This window comes from Photorhabdus sp. RM323S (assembly GCF_042879375.1).
Classification (GTDB): domain Bacteria; phylum Pseudomonadota; class Gammaproteobacteria; order Enterobacterales; family Enterobacteriaceae; genus Photorhabdus; species Photorhabdus tasmaniensis.
In genome coordinates, this window is record NZ_JBHFKZ010000044.1 from 1 (window position 1) to 24,624 (window position 24,624).

Below are 24,624 nucleotides of genomic sequence, written 5' to 3' on the forward strand. Positions count from 1 at the left end.
CCCTATCACGACCCTGGCCTAAAGGAAAGTGGATTATTGCGAATAATCTCGGAGTACATCCCTCAGAAATTTGGCCAAGCCGATATTTTGACGAGAATGGACAACCTATTGAACGAGTTATCCGAAATAATTCCTTTAGATTGGGCCCTGAAATATCTCGCCAAAAATGCGTTGAAGTCGCCTCAACGAAAATCCAACAAAGACAATACGTTGGCGGGTATTTTCGAGAGGCTTAATGCTTAAGGTTCAGTGTATGTGCCCCCGATAATACTCGAAAAGCAGATAAAATCAGATGGCTGGAACAGTCTGCCGCCGTCTTACAAATCCGACAAGAAAACCTGACAAGATTACCCATCCAAATATTTCAGCCTTTATTTCGATGATAAATATTCAGTTTCTTAATCTATGTGATTTTTATTATTTAATTTACAGAAGCAATAACCACGCCTTCATTTTCCATAATATCTACCTTAATCAGTACCAGAGCTGAATAAGCAAAACCATATCAAATTTAATATAAAAAGAAAATTATTCACAATAAGAGATGAACACTACTGCCCCTTTAACTGTATATCTAAAAATTTAGCAATATCAGCATTAATTATTTGGTGAATAACGCGCCGATCAATACCTGGTGGATCTTGGCACAATTTTGGCGCACTTTTGGTTCGATTAATAGAACATGGCGCAAGAAAGACAAAATGACCTGCTCCAGGAATCATTTTAAATTCAGGTGATAATGGCAGATCGCGGGTAAGCGCGATTGAATTATATTCATTATCAAGCTGATAATCTTTCTCTCCAGCATAAAGAAAAATTGGAGCATGGATATTTTTTACTGATTCAGTCGAAAAAAAGACACTTAATGGTGCCATCAAAACAAATGCACCAATACGGGGATCAGACTGAGGCAAAATATCCGGACGATCATTTCTGATCTTTCCTTCACTTTCGCAAACATCGTCCTCCAATCTAGACGAGCAATATTCCTCAAGGCGTTGAAAGTCCGCTCGTGCGCCTGCAAGAAACAGCCCCGTTCCCCCACCTGCCGAGAACCCAATAAAACCAATTTGGTTACTGTTTATATAAGGTGCTAAGAATGGCTCCGTTAAAGCGGCTGTGATGGCAGCAGAGACTTGTAGAGGACGACCATAAATGGTACTGGTGGCCCCAATGCCGGATGCATCTTTATAATTATCTCCCGGGTGTGTAAGAGTCACAACAATGTAGCCTCTTTTAGCGAGATAACCGGCAAGGTCATGATGCCCCCACAAACTTCCTAAATTACCATGGGAAATAACAACAAGAGGGTATCGACCTGACGTAATTTTAGCCGAGCTAATTGCTAAAATATCCACGGGTCCAACAGAGCTTATTCCTTTTCCTTGTGTTGAACTGGGATAAAAATAAGTAACCTCCATCGGATGATGGTTCACTGGATCAAGAACGGTAAGCCGCTTAAATCCTGCATTTAAGTATTCCTCTGCACAAACAGAGATATTACATCCGCCAAAAATCAATAAAACAGACAAAATAAGAGGTAATTTCATTTTTACTCCAGAAAAACCAAAGGGTAAAATAATAAGCACTATAACCAAACCGAGTATGGCTGAACCTCAAATTACCAAATAATCATTTCTTCCACCATCCTTAACCGCCTCTATTGCTTATTTCATCCACAATGCCAAAACATCAGATATATACTCAACAGTTCAAACTCCCCTTCTTACCTCTGCAATAAATAATAACGATTACGTAACTGACTAATGCCAGCGGCTCGGGAGGTGATATCCAACGTGAATTTTTCCAGAGCATTCGGCAAAGCCGATGATAATAGTTGGGGATCAAGCGAATGTTTATTCGTGCCGGTATCCTCAATCTCAGCGATTTCCGAACACTCATCTGAACGTTGATCCAACAACGACCGCAGACAAAAATGACAATTTTATACAAATAAGGGCTTGAAAAAGCAGGCGACTGCGCTCGGTACCCAGATTGGTTTCAACCCTGCGGTTAGCAGCACGCCCCACAGCAGTTGTATTGGTAACGATCAGCCGCGTTGCATTCTCCGCCTTTACGATAGAACAAGCCAGCGATAACCATTTACCCGAGCAAGTAACCTGCCTGATAATCAATAAATCTGGATCATAAGCAGGAAAATCCAAAAGACTAAACAACACCCGGAGAAATATTTCCGTTCCAATGAATGTATATGGATACAATACTTATCCGATATATTTAATATCTTATAATACGATACTATATCATTTTCAGGTCAATATTATTATCATTAAATTCTAAAGTCAGTATCTTATTACCTCCACCTCGGTTATTGCCAGGGAGCTCTAATGCATCATCATAACTGAATGTTCTATTTAAAGAGTATTTAACAGCATTTTCATTCGGTGGATTCCAATAATCCTGAAATATCCAAATATCAATCTCAGATTTACATTCTCTTCCAGTATAGATATGAATTGCTTTATTGGGTTCATACTTATCACCTATCCAGGGAGCCCATAAATCACCATGCCATTCAGACATCTTATCCACAGTAAAATTCTTTCTGGCAATATATCCATGCTCAATTACAAATATGCAAGGCGTTTTATTATAAATGGATTTAATATTTGTTACTCCCGCGATAATACTAACAGCTGGTTTATTCTTAGTGTCAATTAATTTCTCTTCCATTTTATTCACCTATATTAATTAATAAGCTCAATAATAATCATGATAGGATTTCTAATAACATCATCCTTTCGCACACTCTCACCCAGCATTGGCTCAAATTATTCTCTAATGATAATTTCCTCCAGTGACATTATACTTTCAACAGCATACCACTTTTATTAATAACGCCAATGATCTTATATCAATGATTAGCCTTAAACTTAAATATAGCTCAAAATCGCTATTTTACCATTAAGGCTAGATCACATATCTATCGTCGTTTTCCTTTAACTGTTACTGTAAGCATTATTCATATAAACTCTTAGCATCTCTTTTCAACACTTGAGCTAGTTTTCTTACATATATCGGTAATATTAGAGCGCTAATCATAGACAATATGAAAATAGGCTGTACGCTTTCAGCAGTAATCGCTTTACCGCTTAAAAAGATGGAAGAGAAGAAAAACACCACACCGGCACCCAAATTGGATAACGCCATCTGAAGGGCACCAAAACCTGCACGATTTTCAGGCGTCGAAGCATAAGAAGCCAGTACGTTGGCCGCCATAACCTGCACGTAAGTCGCGAACATAAAAAGGGCAAAGAATATATATCCATTCATTTTCCCCATCAATCCCAGAAGGATATTAACAATAAATAAAGCCGCCGCCACAATAGTTATTTTCTGAGGAGAATATTTATCGCAAAGCTTTCCAGTCAAATAAGTACCAAACCAAGAAGCCAGACCACCAATAAAAAATACGAGTGAAATCCGCTCTTCCGGAACATAAAACACATTTGTTAATAGTGGGACAAGTATCGGAATAAGCATGAAGGGGCTAAAATTACTGACTCCACTAGCTAACCCGGCCAATGCTATTTTTTTGGTCAGCACAATTTTATTCTGGCTATTCTTTATCTTCTCTTTTCCTGGAATAAAGCAAAGGATCAGAGGCAAACTCACGATGCATAAAATAACGATCAATAAAAAAGGAATTTTCCAGGTGAAATTCGTCGCCAGATATAAACACAACGGCATACCTAAAATACTCACGAATGAAAAAGATGAAAACGCGATCGCTAATACCCTTCCCCGCATATTTTCTGGGGAGTTATTCAGTAAGATCCCAATCCCAACCCCCAATGTCACTCCACCAAACAGACCGGCAATCATACGCAGCAGAATAAGTTGGTATGGCTCTGAGGAAAAAATTGTCAGGAAAGTAATCAGACCAAGAAGTAACGTGTTTAAAATGAGAACCTTTCTTTTATTAAAGCGATCGAGAAAGAAAAAAGATGCCAGACCAGAAAAGACTGAGGCAAGAACATAAGTACCAGCAATCACCCCCGCCATAGTCACAGGCATGTGAAAATCATCGCACATATACACAAAAAGCGGAGTCACCATCATGTACTCCAACGCATTAATAAATTGAACTAATGCGACAACCATTGCAATAATAACTATCTGATTACTCTCAATTAACTTTGACATTATGAATTCCAATTTCAGTTGACGTAAATTTCATCGATGTAATGAGCAATTTACCTCACTCACAGATCAAAGCAAAGCGCTGTGTATCATCACAGTCGGTGCCTGATGTAGCCAGATTTCTGAAACGACACCGAGAATGGCAAAACAGAACCATCAAACAACGGCAATTTCAGGGACCCATTCATTGTGAGAAGCAAGTGACAAACTCTTAGCCTTTTTCCAATAGTCATTAATATTGATACTTAGCACCTATTGGGATAGGCAGTTAATCGGCGGGAATTGATCTCTATTATCATCCCCACTAAAGACCATAAAAAAGCGAAATATCTTGATTATTAAAAACAAGTGACAAACCTTGCGGAGGAATAATGGATAATGTAATTAGATATGGCGATACCGTAAAAATATTGAATAGCTATCAAAACTGGAATGGGGGATATCTCAGTGTATATCAGAATGATACTCGACCCGGAGCCAAACATAACGTGGTCACAGTAACTCCCTCTTATTCTAATCCAGGTGGAATATGGCGAATAGAGTCAGGAACAGGAAAACCTATCGGCAGTGAGATAATAAACAATGATACTATCTTGCTTCACAACCGCTATAACTGCGATGGTGGTTACTTAGCTTGCTATGGCAATGCTGATCCACAGAAGGAAATACCGGAAATCTATCGAGTCAACACCTCCGATATTAATCTCCACCCAAAATCAACTATGTTATGGTATATTAATCAGCATTCCATTTCTCAGGATGGGAAAATTACAGAAGCAGGTATTTACGCTCTCTTTAATCGATATGAAACAAGGGGATTCCTTGATACACATGGCGATGCTACCTTCCCGAATTCGAAATATCAGGTACTGACGTCTGGATCGACTCGCCGCTTACCTGGTACTGGCCTGTGGAAACTCGAGAAAGTCACTGATCCTTGCTCTCCTGACAAACCATCCAATTGTGGCGGAGAATGTGGTACCAATGACACCGGTAAACATTGTTTCCAATTACCTCAGAGTATCCGGTTTGGCCTGACAGCTTATTCTAATACAGATATTTATCGGCAAACTGTAAAAGTATATATTGACGACCGTCTGGTAGATACATTAACCGGTAAAGGAACAGATAACCTAATGGCGACTAAAGCTTATACATCAGGTACAGGCAAAATCTGTATTGAAATTGAAGGAAATGGCAAACCATGCAAACTTCGTTATTCCTATAACACACTTGAAGGAAAACCAGGAGCAGTCATTATTGGTGCTGAAAATGGTACCAATAATAACTACAATGACAGTATGGTGGTATTGAACTGGCCATTGTTGTAAATTGCAAATTTCTTTGTGAATTTCACCACATATAGAAATAAAATTCATAAATAAATTAAAGCGGTATAATACCGCTTTTTTATTGCATATCACATTTATCTCAACTCATGATTTATTTAAAGTTAGACAATCCTAATATTTCCAGTGTAACTATTCTTTCTCTGATTTAAATATGGGGCTAAGAAAAAGCCCCTTTGTATATATCACATAAGATGATTAATAACCAGATTCAACACGCCATCTTAAAAATCTTGAAAAAACATAGCACGATCAAACGGCGTTCTATAAAGCGAATTCTGTTGATCTATTGTAGTAGCGTCAGAAGACATTCCAAACATGATCCCAATCTGGCCTGACACAAGATTTCCAGTCATCAGCGCATTCATATTATATTGGCAAAGTTCTACCTTCCATTTATCTGCCACCGTGTTATACCACTCAACTATTAATGTACCGTTATTTTCAGCTAACAGTCCAATACGCCAGCGTGACCAAGCATTTTTCGGCCATTCGTAACTCAGTGCAACACCAGAATGAGTATTACCCAATGTCGGTTGTCCTTTGTAAATACCATCCGTTTGTTTGCCAACAAAATTTACTGACTGAATCAAATTAGCCGCTTGAAGGTTCCAAACCATGGCATAAGGCGTCGCAGTGTCAATCGAAGTCCCTGACGAAATGTTTGTCGGCATCCATTGCGGCTTATTTTGATACTTTCCACTCAAGTGAATCGCCATATAGCCATAACCAATATCTACATATGTACCGCTTGCATGAGTTTGTTTAGATAACACACACACTGTAATTTCAGGATATGGATTGCAGAATAAGTCAAGCTCACAATAACAGTGTTTGGCATTAACAGGTGTATCTGCTGCAATCCCAAAACATTGACCACCAGAGCCAGATTTAGTCAAAGTTTGTGACTGGAAAGCTCTCCTTCCTCCAACAGTAACTACATCCCAAGTACTCGTTACACGGGCTGAATTCTTAAACAATACTCCAGCTCGCGGCGTTGTAGCATCAACCCACCGACCCATTGGATACAGATTTGGCTCCCATACTGTTATTGGAACCGCGTTAAAGTTAGATGAATCGTCAATTAAGATTCGATGTTCATTTTGTTCTAATTTCATCATTAAAATATTCTCCTATAAAAGGCACAATTACATATTAATTTCTATCTCTCAGAGAGAGTTCACTGTTAATTCAAAAATAAACAAACACCTTCATATTTATTGAAAAATGAGTTAAACCTGCTTTAGTTAATAAACAATAAATTATAATTTCTCTTGATTATTATAGCCTATAAAAATCATCAACAGAAATTTCCAATCCATTTCAGATAATTATCATCTAATCATATAGATATTATTCTCATCGATAAATATTAAATGCAACTTAAGTAAAACATCATTGAAGGTGATGTTATCATGGCAGCATACACAGTTACAAAATAATCAACAGCATTAAATCTATTAACGAGTTACTAATATATGGCCTTGCTTATAACCTATCAGAGACATTAAATTCAACAATATAAATTCTCCTATGCACCAAATAGATAAACAACATGACAGAATTAAAACAGAACATCTTAAAATCACTCTTACCCTATTTCAGTTATAAGAAAGAAGTTGAAATAACACACTAAAGTCTAATCACCATAAAGGATATATAACAATGAATACATCCAGTTATCTTTTTCTTAATGCAGAAAATATTAAACATGATGAAAAATCGTATGAAGCAGATACCGGCTATCCCCGACTTATAAATAACGATTGGCCTAGTCTTCCTATTGGATTTGAAAGGCATATTGATGACATTATTAATTTAAATGGTTATTTGTATTTTTTTAAAGGCTCTCAATATCTCAAATTTGATATCGCAAAAGCACAAGTAGTCGATGGACCAAAACCCATTATAGACGGATGGCCTGGACTGGCAGGAACTGAATTCGAAAACGGCATAGACGCAGCAACAGAATGGCCTGATATAAAAAAAACGGGTATGACAGATGTTGTCTGTTTCTTTAAAGGCAGCAATTGTATTGATTATACTGTGAGTTCACATACGATTAGCAAGAAAACTATCGCAGACCGATGGGGAATAACAGAAGAATACTCAGAATTTAGTGAAAATCTGGACGCAGCTATTTTATGGATAAACATTGGCAGCCCTTTCCTTTTTCTGTTCAAAGACAATACTAACATTCGAATTAATCTGAAATCGAATACTATCGATGGTAAAGCACCTATTGACGCTAATTGGCGCGGAGTCACCTTCAAAAGAGTTCAAGCTGCAATATCAGTTGATATGGATTTATTAGGCAGAGACAGCGATAATGGCAATGACAGTAATACAAACACCTATTTATTCCTTAATTCAGAAAATATTAAATACAATGACCCTTTAGATAAAGTAGACACTGGCTATCCTCAACCTATCCGTAATAATTGGTCTAATCTGCCTGTCGAGTTCCAAAGACATATTGACGATGTGATTAATTTAAATGGCTCTTTGTATTTCTTTAAAGGCTCACAATATCTTAAGTTTGATATCGCAAAAGCACAGGTGAGCGACGGCCCTAAACCTATTATCGATGGATGGCCTGGATTGGCAGGAACTGAATTTGAAAATGGGATAGATGCCGCTACAGAATGGATAGATGTAAAAAGAGATATTGTCTGCTTCTTTAAAGGCAAAGATTGTGTCAATTACACCGTGAGTTCACATGCCATTGACAAAAAAACCATCACAGAAAGATGGGGGATTACCGGGAAATACGCAAAATTTAGCGCAAATCTGGATGCGGCTATTTTATGGCGGAATGCCGGTCCTTTTATTTACCTTTTCAAAGGCAATGATTATCTTCGATTACATTTGATGGTGGATACTATTCGTAGTCAACCCGCCCCTATTCAAACTAAATGGAAAGGCGTCACTTTCAATAAAATCCAAGCGGCAGTGTCGGTTGATGTAAATACATTAGGCAACGAGAGCAGTGGAAGCTGTGGCGGAACATGCGGTACCAATCACACCGGTAAACACTGCTTTCAATTACCTCACAGCATCCGGTTTGGTCTGACAGCCTACGTTAATACTGCTGCTCATCAGCAAACAATAAATGTGTATATTGACGACCTTCTGATAGACACATTAGCCGGCAAGGGAACAAGCCACATAATAAATGTCAAAACCTATACATCAGGTACAGGAAAAGTCTGCATCGAGATTACCGGAGATGGCAAACCATGCAAACTCCGTTATGCCGATAATACACTCGACGAAAAACCGGGAACAGCCATTATCGGTGCCAGCAATGGAACCAATAACAATTACGACGATAGTGTAGTGGTATTGAACTGGCCGTTATCATAAGATGAAAATATATTGTCTATGATTATCAATAAATTGAAGAGAAAAATTCGATAAATAAGTCAAAATAGCATTCAGAACAGCCATCTTTAAGGATATATACTAATGAATTCAATCACCTATTTATTTCTTAACACAGAAAACATGATATACAATGACACCCTAAATAAATCAGAGGCTAACTATCCTCAACCTATCAGTAACGACTGGCCCAATCTTCCCGTCGAGTTTCAACAAAATATTGATGATGTGATTAATTTAAACGGTTCATTATATTTTTTCAAAGGGTCACAATATCTTAAATTCGATATAGCACAAGCGCAGGTAAGTGATGGACCGAGACCCATTGCAGATGGATGGCCCGGATTAAGAGGTACCGGATTTGAAAACGGCATAGATGCAGCCACAGAATTGACAACAAATACCATTTGTTTTTTTAAAGGCAAAGATTGCATCGATTATACAATGAGTTCACATACAGCCAATAAGAAAACTATCTCAGACCGATGGGGAACCACTGGCAAATACTCAGGATTCAGTGAAAATCTGGATGCGGTTATTTTATGGAAGAATACTGCCGGCTCTATGATTTATCTTTTCAAAGGCAATTCTTACATCCGATATAACACGAAGTCGAATGCTATTGATGGTGGACCTGCCACCATTCAAACTTATTGGCATGGAGTGACTTTCAACAAAATTCAAGCGGCAGTTTCGGTTGACACAGATCTATTAGGCAGTAACAGTAGTGGAAACTGTGGCGGAACATGTGGCACCAATAACACAGGTAAATACTGTTTCCAGTTACCTCAAAATATAAAGTTTGGTCTGTCAGCCTACGTTAATACCGATATTCATCAGCAAACGATAAAAGTATATATTGACGACCAACTAGCAGATACATTAACCGGTAAAGGCGTAAATAGCGTATTAGGCTTCAAGACCTACCCGTCAGGCACAGGTAAAGTCTGCATCGAAATTACAAGTAATGGCAAACCATGCAAGTTGCGTTATGCCTATAACACCCTTGACGCAAAACCAGGAACAGCCATTATCGCTGCGGAAACCGGGACCGCCAATAAGTATAACGATAGCGTAGTGGTGTTGATCTGGCCGCAGGCGTGAATCAAAAGGTAAAAACGTATCACTCCGGCAAATTCAGCAATACCAATAGAAATGAAATTTATCCATTAATTGAAGCGACGTTATGTCGCTTTTTGCTGTGCTCCACGATAGATATATTAGTAAAAAGATGTTTACTTTATGGCTATAGTGCACTGTGATAAACAGAAAAAATAATATTTCAACTTTTAGGTAACGTAATAACCGGAAAATAACCCGCAATCCACCAAATAGCCCCTCATTCGATAAAAATTAACTTTTTTATCTTTTCTTTTTCTATCTCCCATTGATATGAATATTTAGCGATGCAGGAATTCGACCCTATTTCAGGCCCACAAGGGATCACAGAAAAGGCGAGATAAACCGCTTGTTACGATAGCCAAATCCTGAAATAACACCAGAAATATATGCAGAAAATAGCATTATCGAATGGAAAGTAATTTCAGTGAGGTATCAATTATTCAAAGAAAAAATAACATACTTGCCGAGGAAATGATGGAAAATATACTTAAATATGGAGATACCGTGACAATATTAAACAGCTATAAGAACTGGAGCGGTGGATATCTCAGTGTATTTGGCAACGGTAATAGACCCGGTACCAAATATGCCGTTGTAACAGTAGATGCATCTTTAGCGATTTATGGCGGAGCGTGGAGAGTTGAGTCAGCAACAGAAAAACCTACCGGTAGTGAGATAATTAATAATGATATTATCTTACTTCACAACCTGTATTACTGTGATGGCGGTTACTTACGGTACTATGATGTGGTGGATCAATATGAGCTATCAACGGAGATACACCAAGTCTACACCTCAGATATCCGCAAAAGAGCAACCTTGGAATGGGTTATTTATTGTGAAACAACACCGCCAAATGGAAATATTAGAGAAGGCGATAGTATCTCTCTTTATAATCAATGGGGAAACAAAGGTTTCCTTGATACCCATAATCATGCCGGAGACACCGGTTCGCTATATCAAGTATTTATGTCCAATAATACTGCCCGTAAAAGCCATACCGGTTTGTGGAAAATGGCGAAGGTGAATGATCCTTGCCCTCCCCCTGATGTATTAACCAATATCATGCCATTGTGGCGCAAGATGCGGTAACAACAAGCATCGTTATAACTCAAATGAAGCTGGCAAGAGCGAATAAAACCGGCTTTTGGGCGTTTTAGCCAGCAAATAGACAGAGAGGACATTTACTCACTAAACGAATGAAAAATATCAATAAATTTTCTGAAAGAAGATAAAAAACGCCCCGATAAATACAAGCCTGATTATTTTCAGGCTCAAACCTTTTCAGGCTCAAACCGTTACGTGGTTTCTCCACGGCCATCATTAGATTAATTTTTTATTCCTAGATTAATAAAAAATGAGCTTAACATAATAAGCTCCCGCACTATAAAGTCATCCCTCTATCAATTAGAAACACTTACCAAATAGTGAAGTGAATCTAATACCTAAGATAAATCATGGATTAGTCCATTATCATAAATTAATTTTTATAACGCCTTTTGCCATAAGCATACTGGATAGAGTTTCTCGTGTAGGTCATTTTATCCATCCATGTACCATATTAAATGAATTAGCAATAAATAAGTAAAAACAGAAAGGAATACTTATGAATTGTCACACAAAGAAAAAGAGTGGACGCTGCAACGGGATATTGCTAATAACGAAATAACACAACTGGATGGTTGGCCGTCTCTCCGCACTCTATTATCAGATGTCCGATGCCACGCTGACAATGGATGCGAAAATCGCCACCTTATCACACGGTATGAACGACGATGGCCGGTTTGTTACCAATTTCAACGACAGTCGTTTCCTGCCTTTTGAAGGCAGAGAGGTGACAACCGGCACGCTGGCGCTCAATATTTTTCATGCCGGTAAGGAAGGATCGCAACATGATCTGGTTGCCAACTTGAGTGACATCATTGTGCATCTGAATTACATCATTAGAGACGCGTAAATTTCTTTTCTTTGTCTATCACAGGTCCCTGTAAGGGGCTAGTCATAAGGAGTATTTTATGCAGGATTCATCAGAAGTATCGGTTACAACGCTGTCACTCCCCAAAGGCGGCGGCGCTATCAGTGGTATGGGTGAAGCACTTAACGCCGCCGGTCCTGATGGAATGGCAACTCTCTCCCTGCCGTTACCTCTCTCTGCCGGGCGGGGTACTACTCCTGGGCTATCGCTGGCTTATAGCAGCAGTGCAGGCAACGGACCTTTTGGTATCGGCTGGCAATGCGGCGTTACAACCATTAGCCGACGTACTCAACACGGCATTCCACAGTACGATAATAACGACACATTTTTATCCCCGGGCGGCGAGGTGATGAACATCGCCCTAAATGATCAGGGACAACCCGATATTCGACAGGACGTTAAGGCGCTGCAAGGCGTTACCCTGCCGGTTTCCTATACCGTGACCCGCTATCAGCCCCGCCAGATACAGGATTTCAGTAAAATAGAATACTGGCAACCGGCCTCTGGTCAGGAAGGACGTGCGTTCTGGCTGATATCGTCGCCGGACGGACAATTACACATTCTGGGAAAAACAGCACAGGCTTGCCTGGCTAATCCGCAAAATGACCAGCAAATCGCCCAGTGGTTATTGGAAGAAACCGTGACGCCGACCGGTGAGCATGTCAGCTACCAGTACCAGGCCGAAGATGAAGCTAATTGCGACGATAACGAAAAAACACGTCACCCGAATACCACAGCACAACGCTATCTGGTGCAGGTGAATTATGGGAATGTCAAACCGCAAACCAGCCTGTTTATATTGGATAACACACCACCTGCCCCGGAAGAGTGGTTATTTCATCTGGTCTTTGACCACGGTGAACGGGACACCTCACTGTATACCGTACCAACATGGGATACGGGTACAGCGCAATGGTCTGTACGCCCGGACACTTTCTCCCGTTATGAATACGGTTTTGAAGTGCGTACCCGCCGCCTGTGTCTGCAAGTGCTGATGTTTCACCGCACCGCGTTGCTGGCCGGAGACGTCGGTACAAATGACACGCCGGAGCTGGTCGGACGCCTGATACTGGACTATGACAAAAATGCCGGCATCACCACATTGACTGCCGCCCGTCAATTGAGCCACGAACCAAACGGCAATCCTATTACCCTGGCCCCTCTGGAGTTAGCCTGGCAACGCTTCGACCATGAAAAAATACCGGCCTGGCAACGGTTCGATGCGTTGGATAATTTTAATCCCCAGCAACGTTATCAACTGGTTGACCTGCGGGGAGAAGGGTTGCCGGGCATGTTATATCAGGAACGTGGCGCCTGGTGGTATAAAGCTCCACAACGTCAGGAAGGCGAAGACAGCAATGCCGTGGCCTACAGCAAAATAGCGCCGCTGCCCACTCTGCCCAATTTGCAGGAGAATGCCTCATTGATGGACATCAACGGGGATGGCCAACTGGACTGGGTGGTTACCACCTCCGGTATTCGGGGATACCACAGCCAACAACCCGACGGTAAATGGACCCACTTTACGCCAATCAATGCTTTGCCAATGGAATATTTCCATCCACGCGCCCAGTTTGCCGACCTTGTCGGGGCAGGCTTATCCGATTTGGTGTTAATCGGGCCGAAAAGTGTACGTCTGTATGCGAACCAGCGAGATGGCTGGAGCAAAGGTCAGGATGTGTCCCAATCCGCAGGTATCACCCTGCCGGTCAGCGGAACCGACGCCCGTAAACTGGTGGCATTCGGTGACATGCTCGGTTCCGGCCAGCAACATCTGGTGGAAATCCGTGCTAACAGCGTCACTTGTTGGCCCAATCTAGGACATGGCCGTTTCGGTCAGCCACTGACCCTGCCAGGATTCAGCCAGCCCGAAAGCAGCTTTAACCCTGAACAGTTGTTTCTGGCCGATATTGACGGCTCCGGCACCACCGACCTTATCTATGCTCAATCCAACGCCCTGCTGCTTTATCTCAACCAAAGCGGTAATCAGTTTGATGCCCCACTAACATTAGCTTTGCCTGAAGGGGTACAGTTCGATAACACCTGTCAGCTACAGGTTGCTGATATCCAAGGGCTAGGAGTAGCCAGCCTGATTTTGACCGTGCCTCATATGGCACCACATCACTGGCGTTGTGACCTGTCACTGACCAAACCCTGGTTGTTAAATGTGATGAACAATAACCGGGGCGCACATCACACCCTGCATTACCGCAGTTCTGCCCAATTTTGGCTGGATGAGAAATTACAGCTCACTCAAGCGGGCAAGTCACCAGCTTGCTACCTGCCGTTTCCGATACATCTGCTATGGCATACCGAAATTCAGGATGAAATCAGCGGTAACCGACTCACCAGTGAAGTCAGCTACAGCCACGGCGTCTGGGATGGTAAGGAGCGGGAGTTCAGAGGGTTTGGTTGTGTCAGACAGACAGATACCACGACGTTTTCTCACGGCACCGCACCGGAACAGGCCGCACCGTCATTGAGTATCAGTTGGTTTGCCACCGGGATGGATGAAGTAGACAACCAGTTAGCAGCAGAGTACTGGCAGGGAGATACTCAAGTTTACACCGGATTTGAAACCCGCTATACCATTTGGGACAATGCCAGCCAAACAGACAAAGTGTTCACCCCCAATGACACACAGCGTAACTGGCTGACCAGAGCACTTAAAGGCCGGCTGTTGCGCAATGAGGTCTATGGTCTGGACGGAACAGATAATCAAACAATCCCTTATACCGTCAGTGAGTCGCGCTATCAGGCACGGTCTGTTCCCGTCAATAAAGAAACTGAATTAGCCGTTTGGGTCAGCGCCATTGAAAACCGCAGCTATCACTATGAGCGTATTGCCAGTGATCCACAACTCACCCAGCATATCCAACTGCAACAAGATATTTTTGGTCAGACGCTGCAAGCCGTTGATATTGCCTGGCCGCGCAGAGTAAAACCCGCTGAAAATCCCTATCCGCCGACGCTGCCGGATACACTGTTCGACAGCAGCTATGATGACCAGCAACAGTTGCTGCGTCTGGTTCGGCAAAAAAGTCACTGGTATCACCTGATTGACGGAGAAAACTGGCGGCTGGGTTTACCTGATGCGCAACGCAGTGATGTTTACACCTATGACCGGACTAAAATTCCGGCAGAAGGGATTTCGCTTGAAGTGTTGCTGAAAGAAAATGGCTTGCTGACAGATGAGAACGCTGCTGTTTATCTGGGACAACAACGAACATTTTATACCGCAGGTCAATCAGAAACACCGCTGGAAAAACCGACACTTCAGGCACTGGTGGCATTCAGCGAAACTGCCATAATGGACGAAACTTCATTGCAGGCTTACAAAGACGTCATGGAAGAGCAAGAGCTGAATACCGCACTGACACAGGCCGGTTATCAACAAGTAACACGGCTATTTAATACCGGATCAGAAAGTCAGGTATGGGTGGCTCGTCAGGGATATACCGATTACGGTGATGCGGCCAAGTTCTGGCGGCCTCAGGCTCAACGTAACTCATTACTAACAGGGAAAACTACCCTGAAATGGGATACCTATCATTGTGTAGCAACACAAACTCAGGATGCCGCTGGCTTAATCACCCAAGCCAGTTACGATTATCGTTTCCTGACACCGGTACAACTGACAGATGTTAATGATAATCAACACATTGTGACACTGGATGCGCTGGGCCGCGTGACCACCAGCCGATTCTGGGGCACGGAGTCCGGACAAGCCACAGGTTATTCAACACCAGCAGAGAAACCCTTTACGCCACCAGATTCCGTTGATAAAGCGCTGGCGTTAACCGGTGCACTTCCCCTTGCTCAATGCATAGTTTATGCCGTTGACAGTTGGATGCCATCACTATCCCCGTCTCAGCTTTTCGGATCACCAGAAGAGGTCGAAACCCGGTGGCAGCAACTGCGTACCACCCAGGTAGTCACCGAGGATGGGAAGGTGTATGCACTGGGCAGGAAACGCGCGGCAGACAGCCAGAAACTGACTGTTCATGAAGCCTCCTTATTGGCGGATATTCCCCGTTTGCCTCCACACGGGCTGATGATCACCACCGATCGTTACGACAATGAACCTCAGCAGCAGCACCAACAAACGGTGAGTTTCAGCGACGGTTTTGGTCGGTTACTCCAGAGTTCAGTTCGCCATGAATCCGGTGATGCCTGGCAACGGCAAGAGGACGGCGGGCTGGTAGTGGATGCTAATGGGACACTGGTCAGTGCATCAACAGATACCCGCTGGGCCGTTTCCGGTCGCACGGAATACGATGACAAAGGTCAGCCGGTGCGCACTTATCAACCCTATTTTCTAAATGACTGGCGCTATGTCAGTGACGACAGCGCACGCGATGACCTATTCGCCGATACTCATCTTTATGATCCATTGGGACGTGAATACAAAGTCATCACCGCGAAGAAATACCTGCGGGAAAAACAGTACACCCCGTGGTTTATCGTCAGTGAGGATGAAAACGACACCGCGTCAAGAAACCCATAATTTTACCCGTTGCCCCGCAGTACATGGCGGGGCAGTATCTATCAACATGAGGAATAGAAACATGACATCCTTTTTTAATCCGGCAACCTTTGCCGGTACTCCTACCGTCAGCGTTCGGGACAACCGTGGCCTGACTATCCGTGAAATCAGTTTTCACCGCACCACCGCAGGGGGTGATACCGATACCCGTATCACTCGTCATCAGTACGATGCCTATGGATATCGGATCCAAAGTATTGATCCACGCCTGTATGACACGATGCAAACTGATAGTTCAGTGAAGCCCAATTTTACCTGGCAGTACGATCTGACCGGCAATATCCTGAGTACAGAGAGTGTTGATGCAGGCCACACTGTCACCTTCAATGATATTGAAGGCCGCCCGGTACTGACAAAAACCGCAACCGAAGTTATACAAACCCGGCAATATGAAGCCGCTTCCTTGCCGGGTCGCTTGTTATCAGTCACTGAACAGGTATCTGGAAAAGCAACTGCACGCGTGACTGAACGCCTTATCTGGTCCCGGAACATACAGGCAGAAAAAGACCACAACCTTGTCGGCCAGTGTGTGAATCACTATGACACTGCGGGACTAACCCAGTTAGAAAGCCGGTCACTAACCGGGACCGTCTTATCACAATCCCGTCAATTGCTGTCCGATAATTATCAGGCAGACTGGAGAAATGATAACCAAGACACCAACCAGAGCCGCCTGGACAGCGAGACCTACATCACACAAAGCGCCTTTGACGCTACTGGCGCGTTACTGACGCAGACAGATACGAAAGGCAATATACAGCATCTGACCTACAATATTGCCGGACAATTGAACAGCAGCAAGCTGACAGTAAAAGACCAGGGTGAACAGATTATCGTCAAATCCCTGAATTATTCAGCCGCTGGGCAGAAACTGCAAGAAGTACATGGTAACGGTGTGATGACCGAATACATTTATGAACCGGAAACACAACGTCTGATTAGCATCACCACCCGCCGCATCTTAGACAATAAAGTATTACAAGATTTACGCTATGAATATGATCCAGTGGGGAATGTCGTTCATATTCGTAATAGTGCAGAAGCCACCCGTTTCTGGCGCAATCAGAAAGTGGTACCGAAGAATACCTATAGCTATGATTCTCTATACCAGTTAATCGAAGCAACTGGCCGGGAAATGGCGAATATCGGCCAGCACAATAACCTGCTACCTTCACCTATTCTGCCTTCTGACAGCAATACTTACACTAAATATATCCGTACCTATACTTATGACCGTAGCGGCAATCTGACGCGAATCCAACACATTTCACCCGCCATCCAAGGCAGCTATACCACAAATATAACGGTTTCAAACCGCAGTAACCGCGCAGTGTGGAGCACATTGACCGAGAATCCAATGCTTGTGGATGATTCGTTTGACGCCGGCGGCCACCAGAATACATTAGTACAGGGGCACCACCTGAGCTGGGACACTCGCGGTCAATTGCAACAAGTGACACAATCAACTCAGGGAAACAACATCAATAGTAATAAAGAGTGGTATCGCTATGGCAGCGATGGGATACGATTACTGAAAATGAGTGAACAGCAAGCCCGGTACCCCACCTACCAACAGCGAGTCATTTATCTGCCAGGATTGGAGCTGCGAACAACTCAAGATAGCGCTATCATCAAACAGGACTTACAAGTCATTACCGTGGGTGAAGCCGGTCGCGCACAAGTACGGATACTGCACTGGGAAACCAAACCACCAACAGATATCAAAAACAATCAAGTACGTTACAGCTACGATAACCTTACCGGTTCCAGCCAGCTTGAACTGGATCACAAAGGGATAATTATCAGCCACGAAGAATACTATCCATTCGGTGGTACGGCTTTGTGGGCAGTGAGAAACCAAACTGAAGCCAGTTACAAATTTACTCGCTACTCAGGCAAAGAACGGGATGCTACGGGGCTGTATTACTATGGTTATCGATATTATCAGCCGTGGGTAGGGAGATGGCTAAGTGCGGACCCTGCCGGAACAGCGGATGGGGTGAACCTTTACAGGATGGTTCGGAATAATCCGGTGACATTACATGATCCGGATGGATTAACACCGGAACAGTGGCATACCCGGGAAGCATTTAAGCAATTACCTTTTAGCGAGCATAGTTTGGGTACACGCGATGAACTTGCGCCAAAAATATCAGGCACGAACAGTTTATGGCATGAAGCTTATCGTGGGCCGACCAAGGAACGGGAAACATCAGCTCTCTTTAACGAATTGCCTTTTGCAGAACCTAAAGTGGCAACGGCTGAAGAAATTAACCTGCATGGCATAACAACTGAAAACGTCACTGTTTATCGTGTGGAAGTGGCGCAACAATCAGAGAAGTTTCTTTATACTGGGATTACCGGTACTGGAGGCGTGAAAATAGCGATTCCTAACAGGAATAACGAACATGGCGGCAAAAAAGACTACCTGAATAAAACCATGCCAGGCGAGGCGCAGAAAAGAGGTGGATGGTATCACTTCTCTAAAAATTATATTGCTGCCAATAAGGGTAAATCCAGTGGCAATCTCGCGTTCTATAATTTCGGCAACCCACGTCGGGCATTACAGTTTTACGAACAAAAAACTGAAAACCCCAAAGAAAAACTGCCGTTTGTTATAAAATCATTCGAGATACCTTCCGCGGTATTTAAAGCGATCGCAGAAGATGCCATTTTAGAAAAGGACTACAAAAAGTTCCCGACAGCACCCATGAATGTCGATGTTGCAGCATTTAACCAACTTGGCCTACAACCTCACCATGTTGATTTACTCGTTGGTTCTATCATTCCTAAGAGTGGAAGAGTCTATTCGGAAAATGAGCATTGGAAGTTAATGAATAAGCCATCTCAGATTACCAGCCGGCCACTGCTGCGTGGCAGACGATAAAGAAATAGCCAGCTCATCCCAAAAAGTTTGAGCTGGCATCGTTGCAAATACGAATATTCAGCATTTCCGGTATGTTTTTCTGCCCTTATATAATCATGCAGGTCGCCTTCAAAGGAAACCTGCATACCCTCAGAATTAAAAATGAAACATCAATCCTGATTTTTTCTCTTGGTAAAAGCCGGGACAGGCTCAGGTGTCGGGACAGAGCTATCACAATTATAATGCTCTCCTGTCAGTCCTATTTTTTTACAGGCAATAGACAAAACATCATTAGGTGTTGCCCACTCATTTTTCCAATTATTTCCGTCATAACGTTCCTTTTTAAACAGATCCCACATAATAAGGCCTGTTTTACCGTATTTGATCGTACCATCTAATATGCTGTTGAGCTTAGCCTTGGTGAGCGGTAAATTGCCGGTTGCAGGTTTACCCACTTCAAATCCCACTGTAATAGGTGGCAAAACCAATAACTTTTGCGGTTGAACTGATGCCTGAGCGTAATTACGCGCTCCTTTCAGTTTGACATGGAAAGTCACAACTTCATTACCTGATTTAAGCCAGTTAATATATTGACCATAATAATACTTAACTTGTCCGGGTAGGTCACAAGGAATATACGTTTCACCTCCCCCGATAAATCCACAGTCTTTTTCACTCAAATCATAAGTCATCACACCAATATAGCTGAGTCGGTTGATAATTTTGGGGTAACTCAACGCGGTATTATAAATCAAACCATAGAGATTTCCCCCCCACCAGGCACCACCATAAATATCACTGTTCCTCGCGTTGGTTCCCCAGTTAGCGGACATATTTGGGATCCCCCCAGTTGCAGGACCGGCGGTACTTAACTGAAGCGACGGTTTAACTGCATTAATTGAGGTGTAAAAAGACGTTAAAATAGCGGCGAATTTATCCACGGTTGCAGGCATCGCACGGGGAATTCTTTCTGCGCCAGGGACAATATTCATTGACGCATCATAAACATAACCACCTAACCCCTTTGCTATTAACGTTGATGTCATAAAAGTTTCACTGTTATTAGAGGGAACCTTGATTGAGTCAGGCGTTAATTTCCAGCTTTTGGCATTAATATCAGCATGCCAAAACTCTTCGTAATCCACATCAATCCCTGCTACATCTAAATCAGCAGCCAAATTAACAATATTTCTATATACATCATCTGCCGCCTTACCCGTAATACTACTATCAAAACGGGGAATTTTAGTCATTGGATTAGGGAAAATATCATAGACCGCACCTGGTTCATTACCACAAGCCTCTTTTTTCTTGGCGGTTATATCATAAATTTTCGGATAACAACTAAAGTTCCACCCGCCTACAGCAATATAAGTACCCACTCCATGAGATTTTAAATCAGCGATAATACCTTTTAATGTCACAAAATCAGATCTGGCATTTTCAGCTTCTCCTGTACTAATAGTTTGACCAGAGATACAGGTATAACCAAACAATCCTGAACATTTCAGGCTGTTTTTCTCATAATTAACCAAACCAGGCTGGACAAAAGACAGCACCAGCGTATTAAAGTTACTTTTGTTCTTGGCAATATCTCTGCTTAATTTTTTAAAATTATCAAGACTGGCATAATATTCTTGAGAATCAACCTGCGCAGCAGGTCCACTCAGATAATATGCAGTTATTTTAGGATTGGCGGCAATAACATTTCCTGATATGAAAGAATATAATACCGTACTTGCTAATAAACATCGGTTTAATTTGTATTTAGACATACATCTATCTCCACTTGGTTAACATTACTTTTCTGACTACAGCCAATGAGTTACCATGACGTTTCATTGCCTTTTCATCATGAACGGTATACGTTTTTCCCTAATAGAGCGTTAATATATTCAGTATGTTATTATCCACTGTGATGTAGTTACTGAACGGCTAAATTCACATTAATTATTTCAATGCATCAATTTAATAATAGTGTAGTTTTAACCGTTGTCCACAAAGGACATAGAATTAGTTGTAATAATATTCCACCCCATCTAAATAAAAAACATTATTATAGGATGATTCCACTAAATTATGTTTATTTTAATTAATTATTGCAGAAAGAACCCCTTGGAGATAACTATTTATTTCTACAACTTAATGCCATTTGTCATTATATATCTCCCATAGTGTACACGTAATAAGAGTCTGGCATTTTCCTTTGTAAGTATGGCAATGAATTATTCCTTCGTAAACATGACTATTCTCTATAATTCACTGGCACAAGATACAGGGAGACAAACCTAAACACTGACGAAAAACAGTCGAACAATAGATTGGTCAATGACCAACAAAGCATGCCACATTAGTCATGATAATGAATGTCCGGTTATTAACGACATCTCCTGAAACAATCGCTCATTAATCAACCATAGAAAACCATTGCCATTAAACCGACGATCCCTGTTATCAGGCAAACCATGCCAAAAAACTTCAACGGTTCTTCAACAAATTATAAAAAACCATAAAAAGGTATTATCTTAAATTTGCTGAATTAATGATCACAAACGTATACTCACTGTGCATTAAAACAAATCTGGAATATCAAGTAGCTTGTTAGGCGCTAAAAATGTATCCCAGCAAATGAAACAACAAAGTTAAAACACAGGAAAATTATCATGACACGTTTAGGCTTATCTATAACTGCATTATCACTGTTATTCTCTGGCGCAGTATTAGCCGCACCAACCACATCTGCAACCCAATCTTCGGATACTCAAGTTACACCTTCCCATATGGAGAAAACTAAATCAGGCAAAGCCACTTCTAAAGAAGGCAAACAACATCCGCATCATAAAGCGACAAAAGAAGCAAAGAAAACCCACTGAGTTCTCCCATCTCATCTGAGGCAACCGCGCGCTGTAGAGATGGTTCTTTCAGTTACAGCCAACATCGTAGAGGAACTTGTTCCCATCATGGCGGTGTCGATAAATGGTTATAACACGGGTTTGATAGTGTAATAGTCGTAAATTCAGGGGGGGACAAATCCCCCCTCTCAACATATTAAAAGTAAATGGTTTAACAAGCACCTTCTGTATCGTCATCACCATAATATTTCACACCAATTCTGATAATATCCCGCCCCTGAGACTTACGGTGTTTATTACTGTCACGCAATGAATAGATACAACCGCAATATTCCTGCTGATAAAATCTTTCCCGTTTACTGATTTCAATCATCCGGGCGGAGCCACCTTGCTTACGCCAGTTGTAATCCCAATATTTAACCCCCGGATACTGACTTGCAGCCCGTATTCCACAATCATTTATTTGCTGCATATTTTTCCAGCGGGAAATACCTAAAGAGCTTGAGATCATGCTGAAATTGTTTTCATAAGCATACAAAGCAGTGCGCTCAAAACGCATATCAAAACACATCGTGCAGCGAACACCTCTTTCCGGCTCCCACTCCATGCCTTTAGCGCGTTCAAACCAGTTGTCGCTGTCATAATCCGCATCCACAAATGGCACATTGTGTTGTTCTGCAAAGCGGATATTCTCTTCTTTGCGGATTAAATATTCCCGTTTTGGATGAATATTAGGGTTATAGAAAAAGACGGTGTAATCAATGCCAGAAGCATGCAACGCTTCCATCACTTCACCAGAGCAAGGAGCACAACAAGAGTGCAATAATAATCGTTCCGCACTATCCGGTAACGTTAAAACAGGACGAACAAAGTTTTCCATTGGGCAGGCTCCAAGAATTAATTATAAAAATAGTTATTTTAGCCGCAAATCTTTCGACAAGGAATTCATCCGATGGCTTACTTGTCTTTACAATAGTAGTAACTGCTCCCCGCCCTAAAGAGGGTTTACGGGGCAATTGCTAAATTATAGACAAATCCAGATTCTTTTAACCAAAATAATTTAAATGGAGACCACGATGCGCCATACAATTTCCCTGCGCGACCTCTCTTTTCCAGCAATTATAGCCGGATTTGTCGCTGTTTTGGTTGGATATACCAGCTCGGCGGCAATTATCTTTCAGGCGGCGGAAGCCGCAGGAGCCACAACCATGCAGATCGGTGGCTGGCTGAGTATGCTGGGACTTGGCATGGGTATCAGCTCGCTGGGGCTATCGCTTTATTACCGCACACCAGTCCTTACTGCATGGTCAACGCCAGGCGCAGCGCTGCTGGTGACAACCATGCCAGGAACATCAATCAATGAAGCCATTGGTATATTTATCTTTGCTTCTGCCCTGATCTTGTTATGTGGTATTACCGGCCTGTTTGCACGATTGATGAACTATATTCCACAGGCACTTTCCGCAGCAATGCTGGCTGGAATTTTGTTACGTTTTGGCCTTGATGCCTTTTCTTCGTTTTCAGTCAATTTTGTACTGACTGCCGGAATGTGTCTGACTTATCTGCTAACACGCAGATATTTATCCCGCTATGCCATTGTTTTAACCCTGTTATCAGGGCTAATTATCGCCTCTTTGCAGGGCGATATTCATTTTGAACAACAATCAGCTATCGCCTTTGCTATTCCTGAATTTATTGCACCCAGTTTCACACTCTCTTCATTATTGAGTGTAGGCGTCCCATTTTTCATTGTCACAATGGCCTCTCAGAATGCGCCCGGCATCGCCACACTGAAAGCTGCCGGATATCAAGTCTCGGTTTCATCATTGATAAGCTGGACAGCGCTGATCGCACTGATCTTATCTCCTTTTGGTGGCTTTTCCGTCTGTATTGCCGCCATTACAGCCGCTATTTGTATGAGTCCGGAAATCCACTCCGACCCTAATCGCCGTTATATGGCCGCTGCCGCTGCGGGTGTGTTTTACCTGATCGCTGGCCTGTTCGGTGGCTCAATCAGCATGTTATTCAGCGCACTACCCACTGCTCTTATTCATACCATCGCCGGATTGGCTTTACTTGGCACAATTTCTGGCAGCCTGCTCCAAGCATTGCAGAATGAGAAACAACGGGATGCTGCGGTAATCACATTTTTAATCACTGCTTCCGGCGTAACACTACTTGGCGTAGGCGCTGCATTCTGGGGATTAATCGGTGGTGTAATAACCATGCTCCTTTTATCTTTGCCTGGAAAAAACAACACCGCTCATTAAACGTACAGTAAAATTATAATTTTCAGCACCTTATGATATTTATTATCCATAAAACTTGTGATAGTTTGCCGGTGCTTCTGTACTCTGAAAATGATG

General features: G+C 42.4%; 18 protein-coding genes and 1 pseudogene. 11 read left to right on the forward strand and 8 right to left on the reverse strand.

The features are described from left to right. Nucleotides 1–131 (forward strand): annotated as a pseudogene (locus ACGF7G_RS16375) (helix-turn-helix domain-containing protein); the annotation flags it as partial. Between the two features lie 420 nt (nt 132–551). Here ACGF7G_RS16375 and ACGF7G_RS16380 read toward each other — a convergent pair. The 5 genes from ACGF7G_RS16380 to ACGF7G_RS16400 all read right to left on the reverse strand — a co-directional run bounded on the left by ACGF7G_RS16380 (nt 552) and on the right by ACGF7G_RS16400 (nt 4,167). After that, nucleotides 552–1,550: an alpha/beta hydrolase family protein gene (locus tag ACGF7G_RS16380; RefSeq protein WP_387466853.1), complete on the reverse strand. Its 999-nt coding sequence runs from the start codon at nt 1,548–1,550 to the stop codon at nt 552–554. A gap of 176 nt (nt 1,551–1,726) precedes the next feature. Beyond that, complete coding sequence (locus ACGF7G_RS16385; RefSeq protein WP_387466854.1) at nt 1,727–1,918, reverse strand: hypothetical protein; 192 nt, start codon at nt 1,916–1,918, stop codon at nt 1,727–1,729. Further along, nucleotides 1,899–2,180: a hypothetical protein gene (locus tag ACGF7G_RS16390; RefSeq protein WP_387466856.1), complete on the reverse strand. Its 282-nt coding sequence runs from the start codon at nt 2,178–2,180 to the stop codon at nt 1,899–1,901. The genes ACGF7G_RS16385 and ACGF7G_RS16390 overlap by 20 nt, the downstream gene beginning before the upstream one ends. 79 nt (nt 2,181–2,259) lie before the next feature. Further along, a complete protein-coding gene (locus tag ACGF7G_RS16395) occupies nt 2,260–2,694 on the reverse strand; it encodes a hypothetical protein (RefSeq protein ID WP_133816296.1) in 435 nt (144 codons plus the stop codon). A gap of 285 nt (nt 2,695–2,979) precedes the next feature. Beyond that, nucleotides 2,980–4,167, reverse strand: a complete 1,188-nt coding sequence (locus tag ACGF7G_RS16400) for an MFS transporter (RefSeq protein WP_387466858.1) — start codon at nt 4,165–4,167, stop codon at nt 2,980–2,982. A gap of 368 nt (nt 4,168–4,535) precedes the next feature. Here ACGF7G_RS16400 and ACGF7G_RS16405 point away from each other — a divergent pair, with 368 nt between their 5' ends. Continuing rightward, a complete protein-coding gene (locus tag ACGF7G_RS16405) occupies nt 4,536–5,495 on the forward strand; it encodes a fucose-binding lectin II (RefSeq protein ID WP_387466859.1) in 960 nt (319 codons plus the stop codon). A 242-nt stretch (nt 5,496–5,737) separates the two neighbouring features. On the opposite strand, the gene ACGF7G_RS16410 is transcribed toward ACGF7G_RS16405, so the two are convergent. Continuing rightward, nucleotides 5,738–6,634, reverse strand: a complete 897-nt coding sequence (locus tag ACGF7G_RS16410; protein ID WP_387466860.1) for a hypothetical protein — start codon at nt 6,632–6,634, stop codon at nt 5,738–5,740. Nucleotides 6,635–7,178: 544 nt separating this feature from the next. On the opposite strand from ACGF7G_RS16410, the gene ACGF7G_RS16415 reads away from it, so the two are divergent. The 6 genes from ACGF7G_RS16415 (at nt 7,179) to ACGF7G_RS16440 (ending at nt 19,427) form a co-directional block, all read left to right on the forward strand. Beyond that, a complete protein-coding gene (locus tag ACGF7G_RS16415) occupies nt 7,179–8,879 on the forward strand; it encodes a fucose-binding lectin II (protein ID WP_387466862.1) in 1,701 nt (566 codons plus the stop codon). A 102-nt stretch (nt 8,880–8,981) separates the two neighbouring features. Continuing rightward, nucleotides 8,982–10,001, forward strand: coding sequence for a fucose-binding lectin II (locus ACGF7G_RS16420; protein ID WP_387466864.1), 1,020 nt, complete (start codon nt 8,982–8,984; stop codon nt 9,999–10,001). A gap of 522 nt (nt 10,002–10,523) precedes the next feature. Then, on the forward strand, nt 10,524–11,111 hold the full coding sequence (locus ACGF7G_RS16425; RefSeq protein ID WP_387466866.1) for a hypothetical protein: 588 nt from the start codon (nt 10,524–10,526) through the stop codon (nt 11,109–11,111). A gap of 586 nt (nt 11,112–11,697) precedes the next feature. Further along, the gene (locus tag ACGF7G_RS16430; RefSeq protein WP_387466867.1) at nt 11,698–11,976 is read left to right on the forward strand and encodes a hypothetical protein; all 279 of its coding nucleotides are present in this window, start codon (nt 11,698–11,700) and stop codon (nt 11,974–11,976) included. Nucleotides 11,977–12,034: 58 nt separating this feature from the next. Continuing rightward, nucleotides 12,035–16,501 carry a SpvB/TcaC N-terminal domain-containing protein gene (locus tag ACGF7G_RS16435; protein ID WP_387466869.1) on the forward strand — a complete coding sequence of 1,489 codons (4,467 nt, stop codon included), beginning with the start codon at nt 12,035–12,037 and terminating at the stop codon, nt 16,499–16,501. A gap of 61 nt (nt 16,502–16,562) precedes the next feature. Next, nucleotides 16,563–19,427, forward strand: coding sequence for an RHS repeat protein (locus ACGF7G_RS16440; RefSeq protein ID WP_387466871.1), 2,865 nt, complete (start codon nt 16,563–16,565; stop codon nt 19,425–19,427). A 149-nt stretch (nt 19,428–19,576) separates the two neighbouring features. Here ACGF7G_RS16440 and ACGF7G_RS16445 read toward each other — a convergent pair whose 3' ends face one another. Beyond that, entirely contained in the window at nt 19,577–21,181 is a 1,605-nt protein-coding gene (locus tag ACGF7G_RS16445) for a toxin (RefSeq protein ID WP_387466873.1), read from the reverse strand. 888 nt (nt 21,182–22,069) lie between these two features. Here ACGF7G_RS16445 and ACGF7G_RS16450 point away from each other — a divergent pair. Both ACGF7G_RS16450 and ACGF7G_RS16455 read left to right on the forward strand, forming a co-directional pair. Continuing rightward, nucleotides 22,070–22,279, forward strand: coding sequence for a hypothetical protein (locus tag ACGF7G_RS16450; protein WP_133816306.1), 210 nt, complete (start codon nt 22,070–22,072; stop codon nt 22,277–22,279). 8 nt (nt 22,280–22,287) lie between these two features. Further along, nucleotides 22,288–22,392: a DUF3761 domain-containing protein gene (locus ACGF7G_RS16455; RefSeq protein WP_387466897.1), complete on the forward strand. Its 105-nt coding sequence runs from the start codon at nt 22,288–22,290 to the stop codon at nt 22,390–22,392. 77 nt (nt 22,393–22,469) lie between these two features. On the opposite strand, the gene ACGF7G_RS16460 is transcribed toward ACGF7G_RS16455, so the two are convergent. Beyond that, a complete protein-coding gene (locus tag ACGF7G_RS16460; protein ID WP_023044639.1) occupies nt 22,470–23,138 on the reverse strand; it encodes an epoxyqueuosine reductase QueH in 669 nt (222 codons plus the stop codon). A gap of 196 nt (nt 23,139–23,334) precedes the next feature. On the opposite strand from ACGF7G_RS16460, the gene ACGF7G_RS16465 reads away from it, so the two are divergent. Next, nucleotides 23,335–24,528: a benzoate/H(+) symporter BenE family transporter gene (locus ACGF7G_RS16465; RefSeq protein ID WP_387466874.1), complete on the forward strand. Its 1,194-nt coding sequence runs from the start codon at nt 23,335–23,337 to the stop codon at nt 24,526–24,528. Nucleotides 24,529–24,624 lie beyond the last annotated feature (96 nt).

What these genes read in the sequence shown, in the direction of transcription:
- ACGF7G_RS16380 (WP_387466853.1), bottom strand. Translation starts at nt 1,550, where the DNA reads ATGAAATTACCTCTTATTTTGTCTGTTTTATTGATTTTTGGCGGATGT.
- ACGF7G_RS16395 (WP_133816296.1), bottom strand. Translation starts at nt 2,694, where the DNA reads ATGGAAGAGAAATTAATTGACACTAAGAATAAACCAGCTGTTAGTATT.
- ACGF7G_RS16400 (WP_387466858.1), bottom strand. Translation starts at nt 4,167, where the DNA reads ATGTCAAAGTTAATTGAGAGTAATCAGATAGTTATTATTGCAATGGTT.
- ACGF7G_RS16405 (WP_387466859.1), top strand. Translation starts at nt 4,536, where the DNA reads ATGGATAATGTAATTAGATATGGCGATACCGTAAAAATATTGAATAGC.
- ACGF7G_RS16410 (WP_387466860.1), bottom strand. Translation starts at nt 6,634, where the DNA reads ATGATGAAATTAGAACAAAATGAACATCGAATCTTAATTGACGATTCA.
- ACGF7G_RS16415 (WP_387466862.1), top strand. Translation starts at nt 7,179, where the DNA reads ATGAATACATCCAGTTATCTTTTTCTTAATGCAGAAAATATTAAACAT.
- ACGF7G_RS16420 (WP_387466864.1), top strand. Translation starts at nt 8,982, where the DNA reads ATGAATTCAATCACCTATTTATTTCTTAACACAGAAAACATGATATAC.
- ACGF7G_RS16430 (WP_387466867.1), top strand. Translation starts at nt 11,698, where the DNA reads ATGGTTGGCCGTCTCTCCGCACTCTATTATCAGATGTCCGATGCCACG.
- ACGF7G_RS16435 (WP_387466869.1), top strand. Translation starts at nt 12,035, where the DNA reads ATGCAGGATTCATCAGAAGTATCGGTTACAACGCTGTCACTCCCCAAA.
- ACGF7G_RS16440 (WP_387466871.1), top strand. Translation starts at nt 16,563, where the DNA reads ATGACATCCTTTTTTAATCCGGCAACCTTTGCCGGTACTCCTACCGTC.
- ACGF7G_RS16445 (WP_387466873.1), bottom strand. Translation starts at nt 21,181, where the DNA reads ATGTCTAAATACAAATTAAACCGATGTTTATTAGCAAGTACGGTATTA.
- ACGF7G_RS16450 (WP_133816306.1), top strand. Translation starts at nt 22,070, where the DNA reads ATGACACGTTTAGGCTTATCTATAACTGCATTATCACTGTTATTCTCT.
- ACGF7G_RS16460 (WP_023044639.1), bottom strand. Translation starts at nt 23,138, where the DNA reads ATGGAAAACTTTGTTCGTCCTGTTTTAACGTTACCGGATAGTGCGGAA.
- ACGF7G_RS16465 (WP_387466874.1), top strand. Translation starts at nt 23,335, where the DNA reads ATGCGCCATACAATTTCCCTGCGCGACCTCTCTTTTCCAGCAATTATA.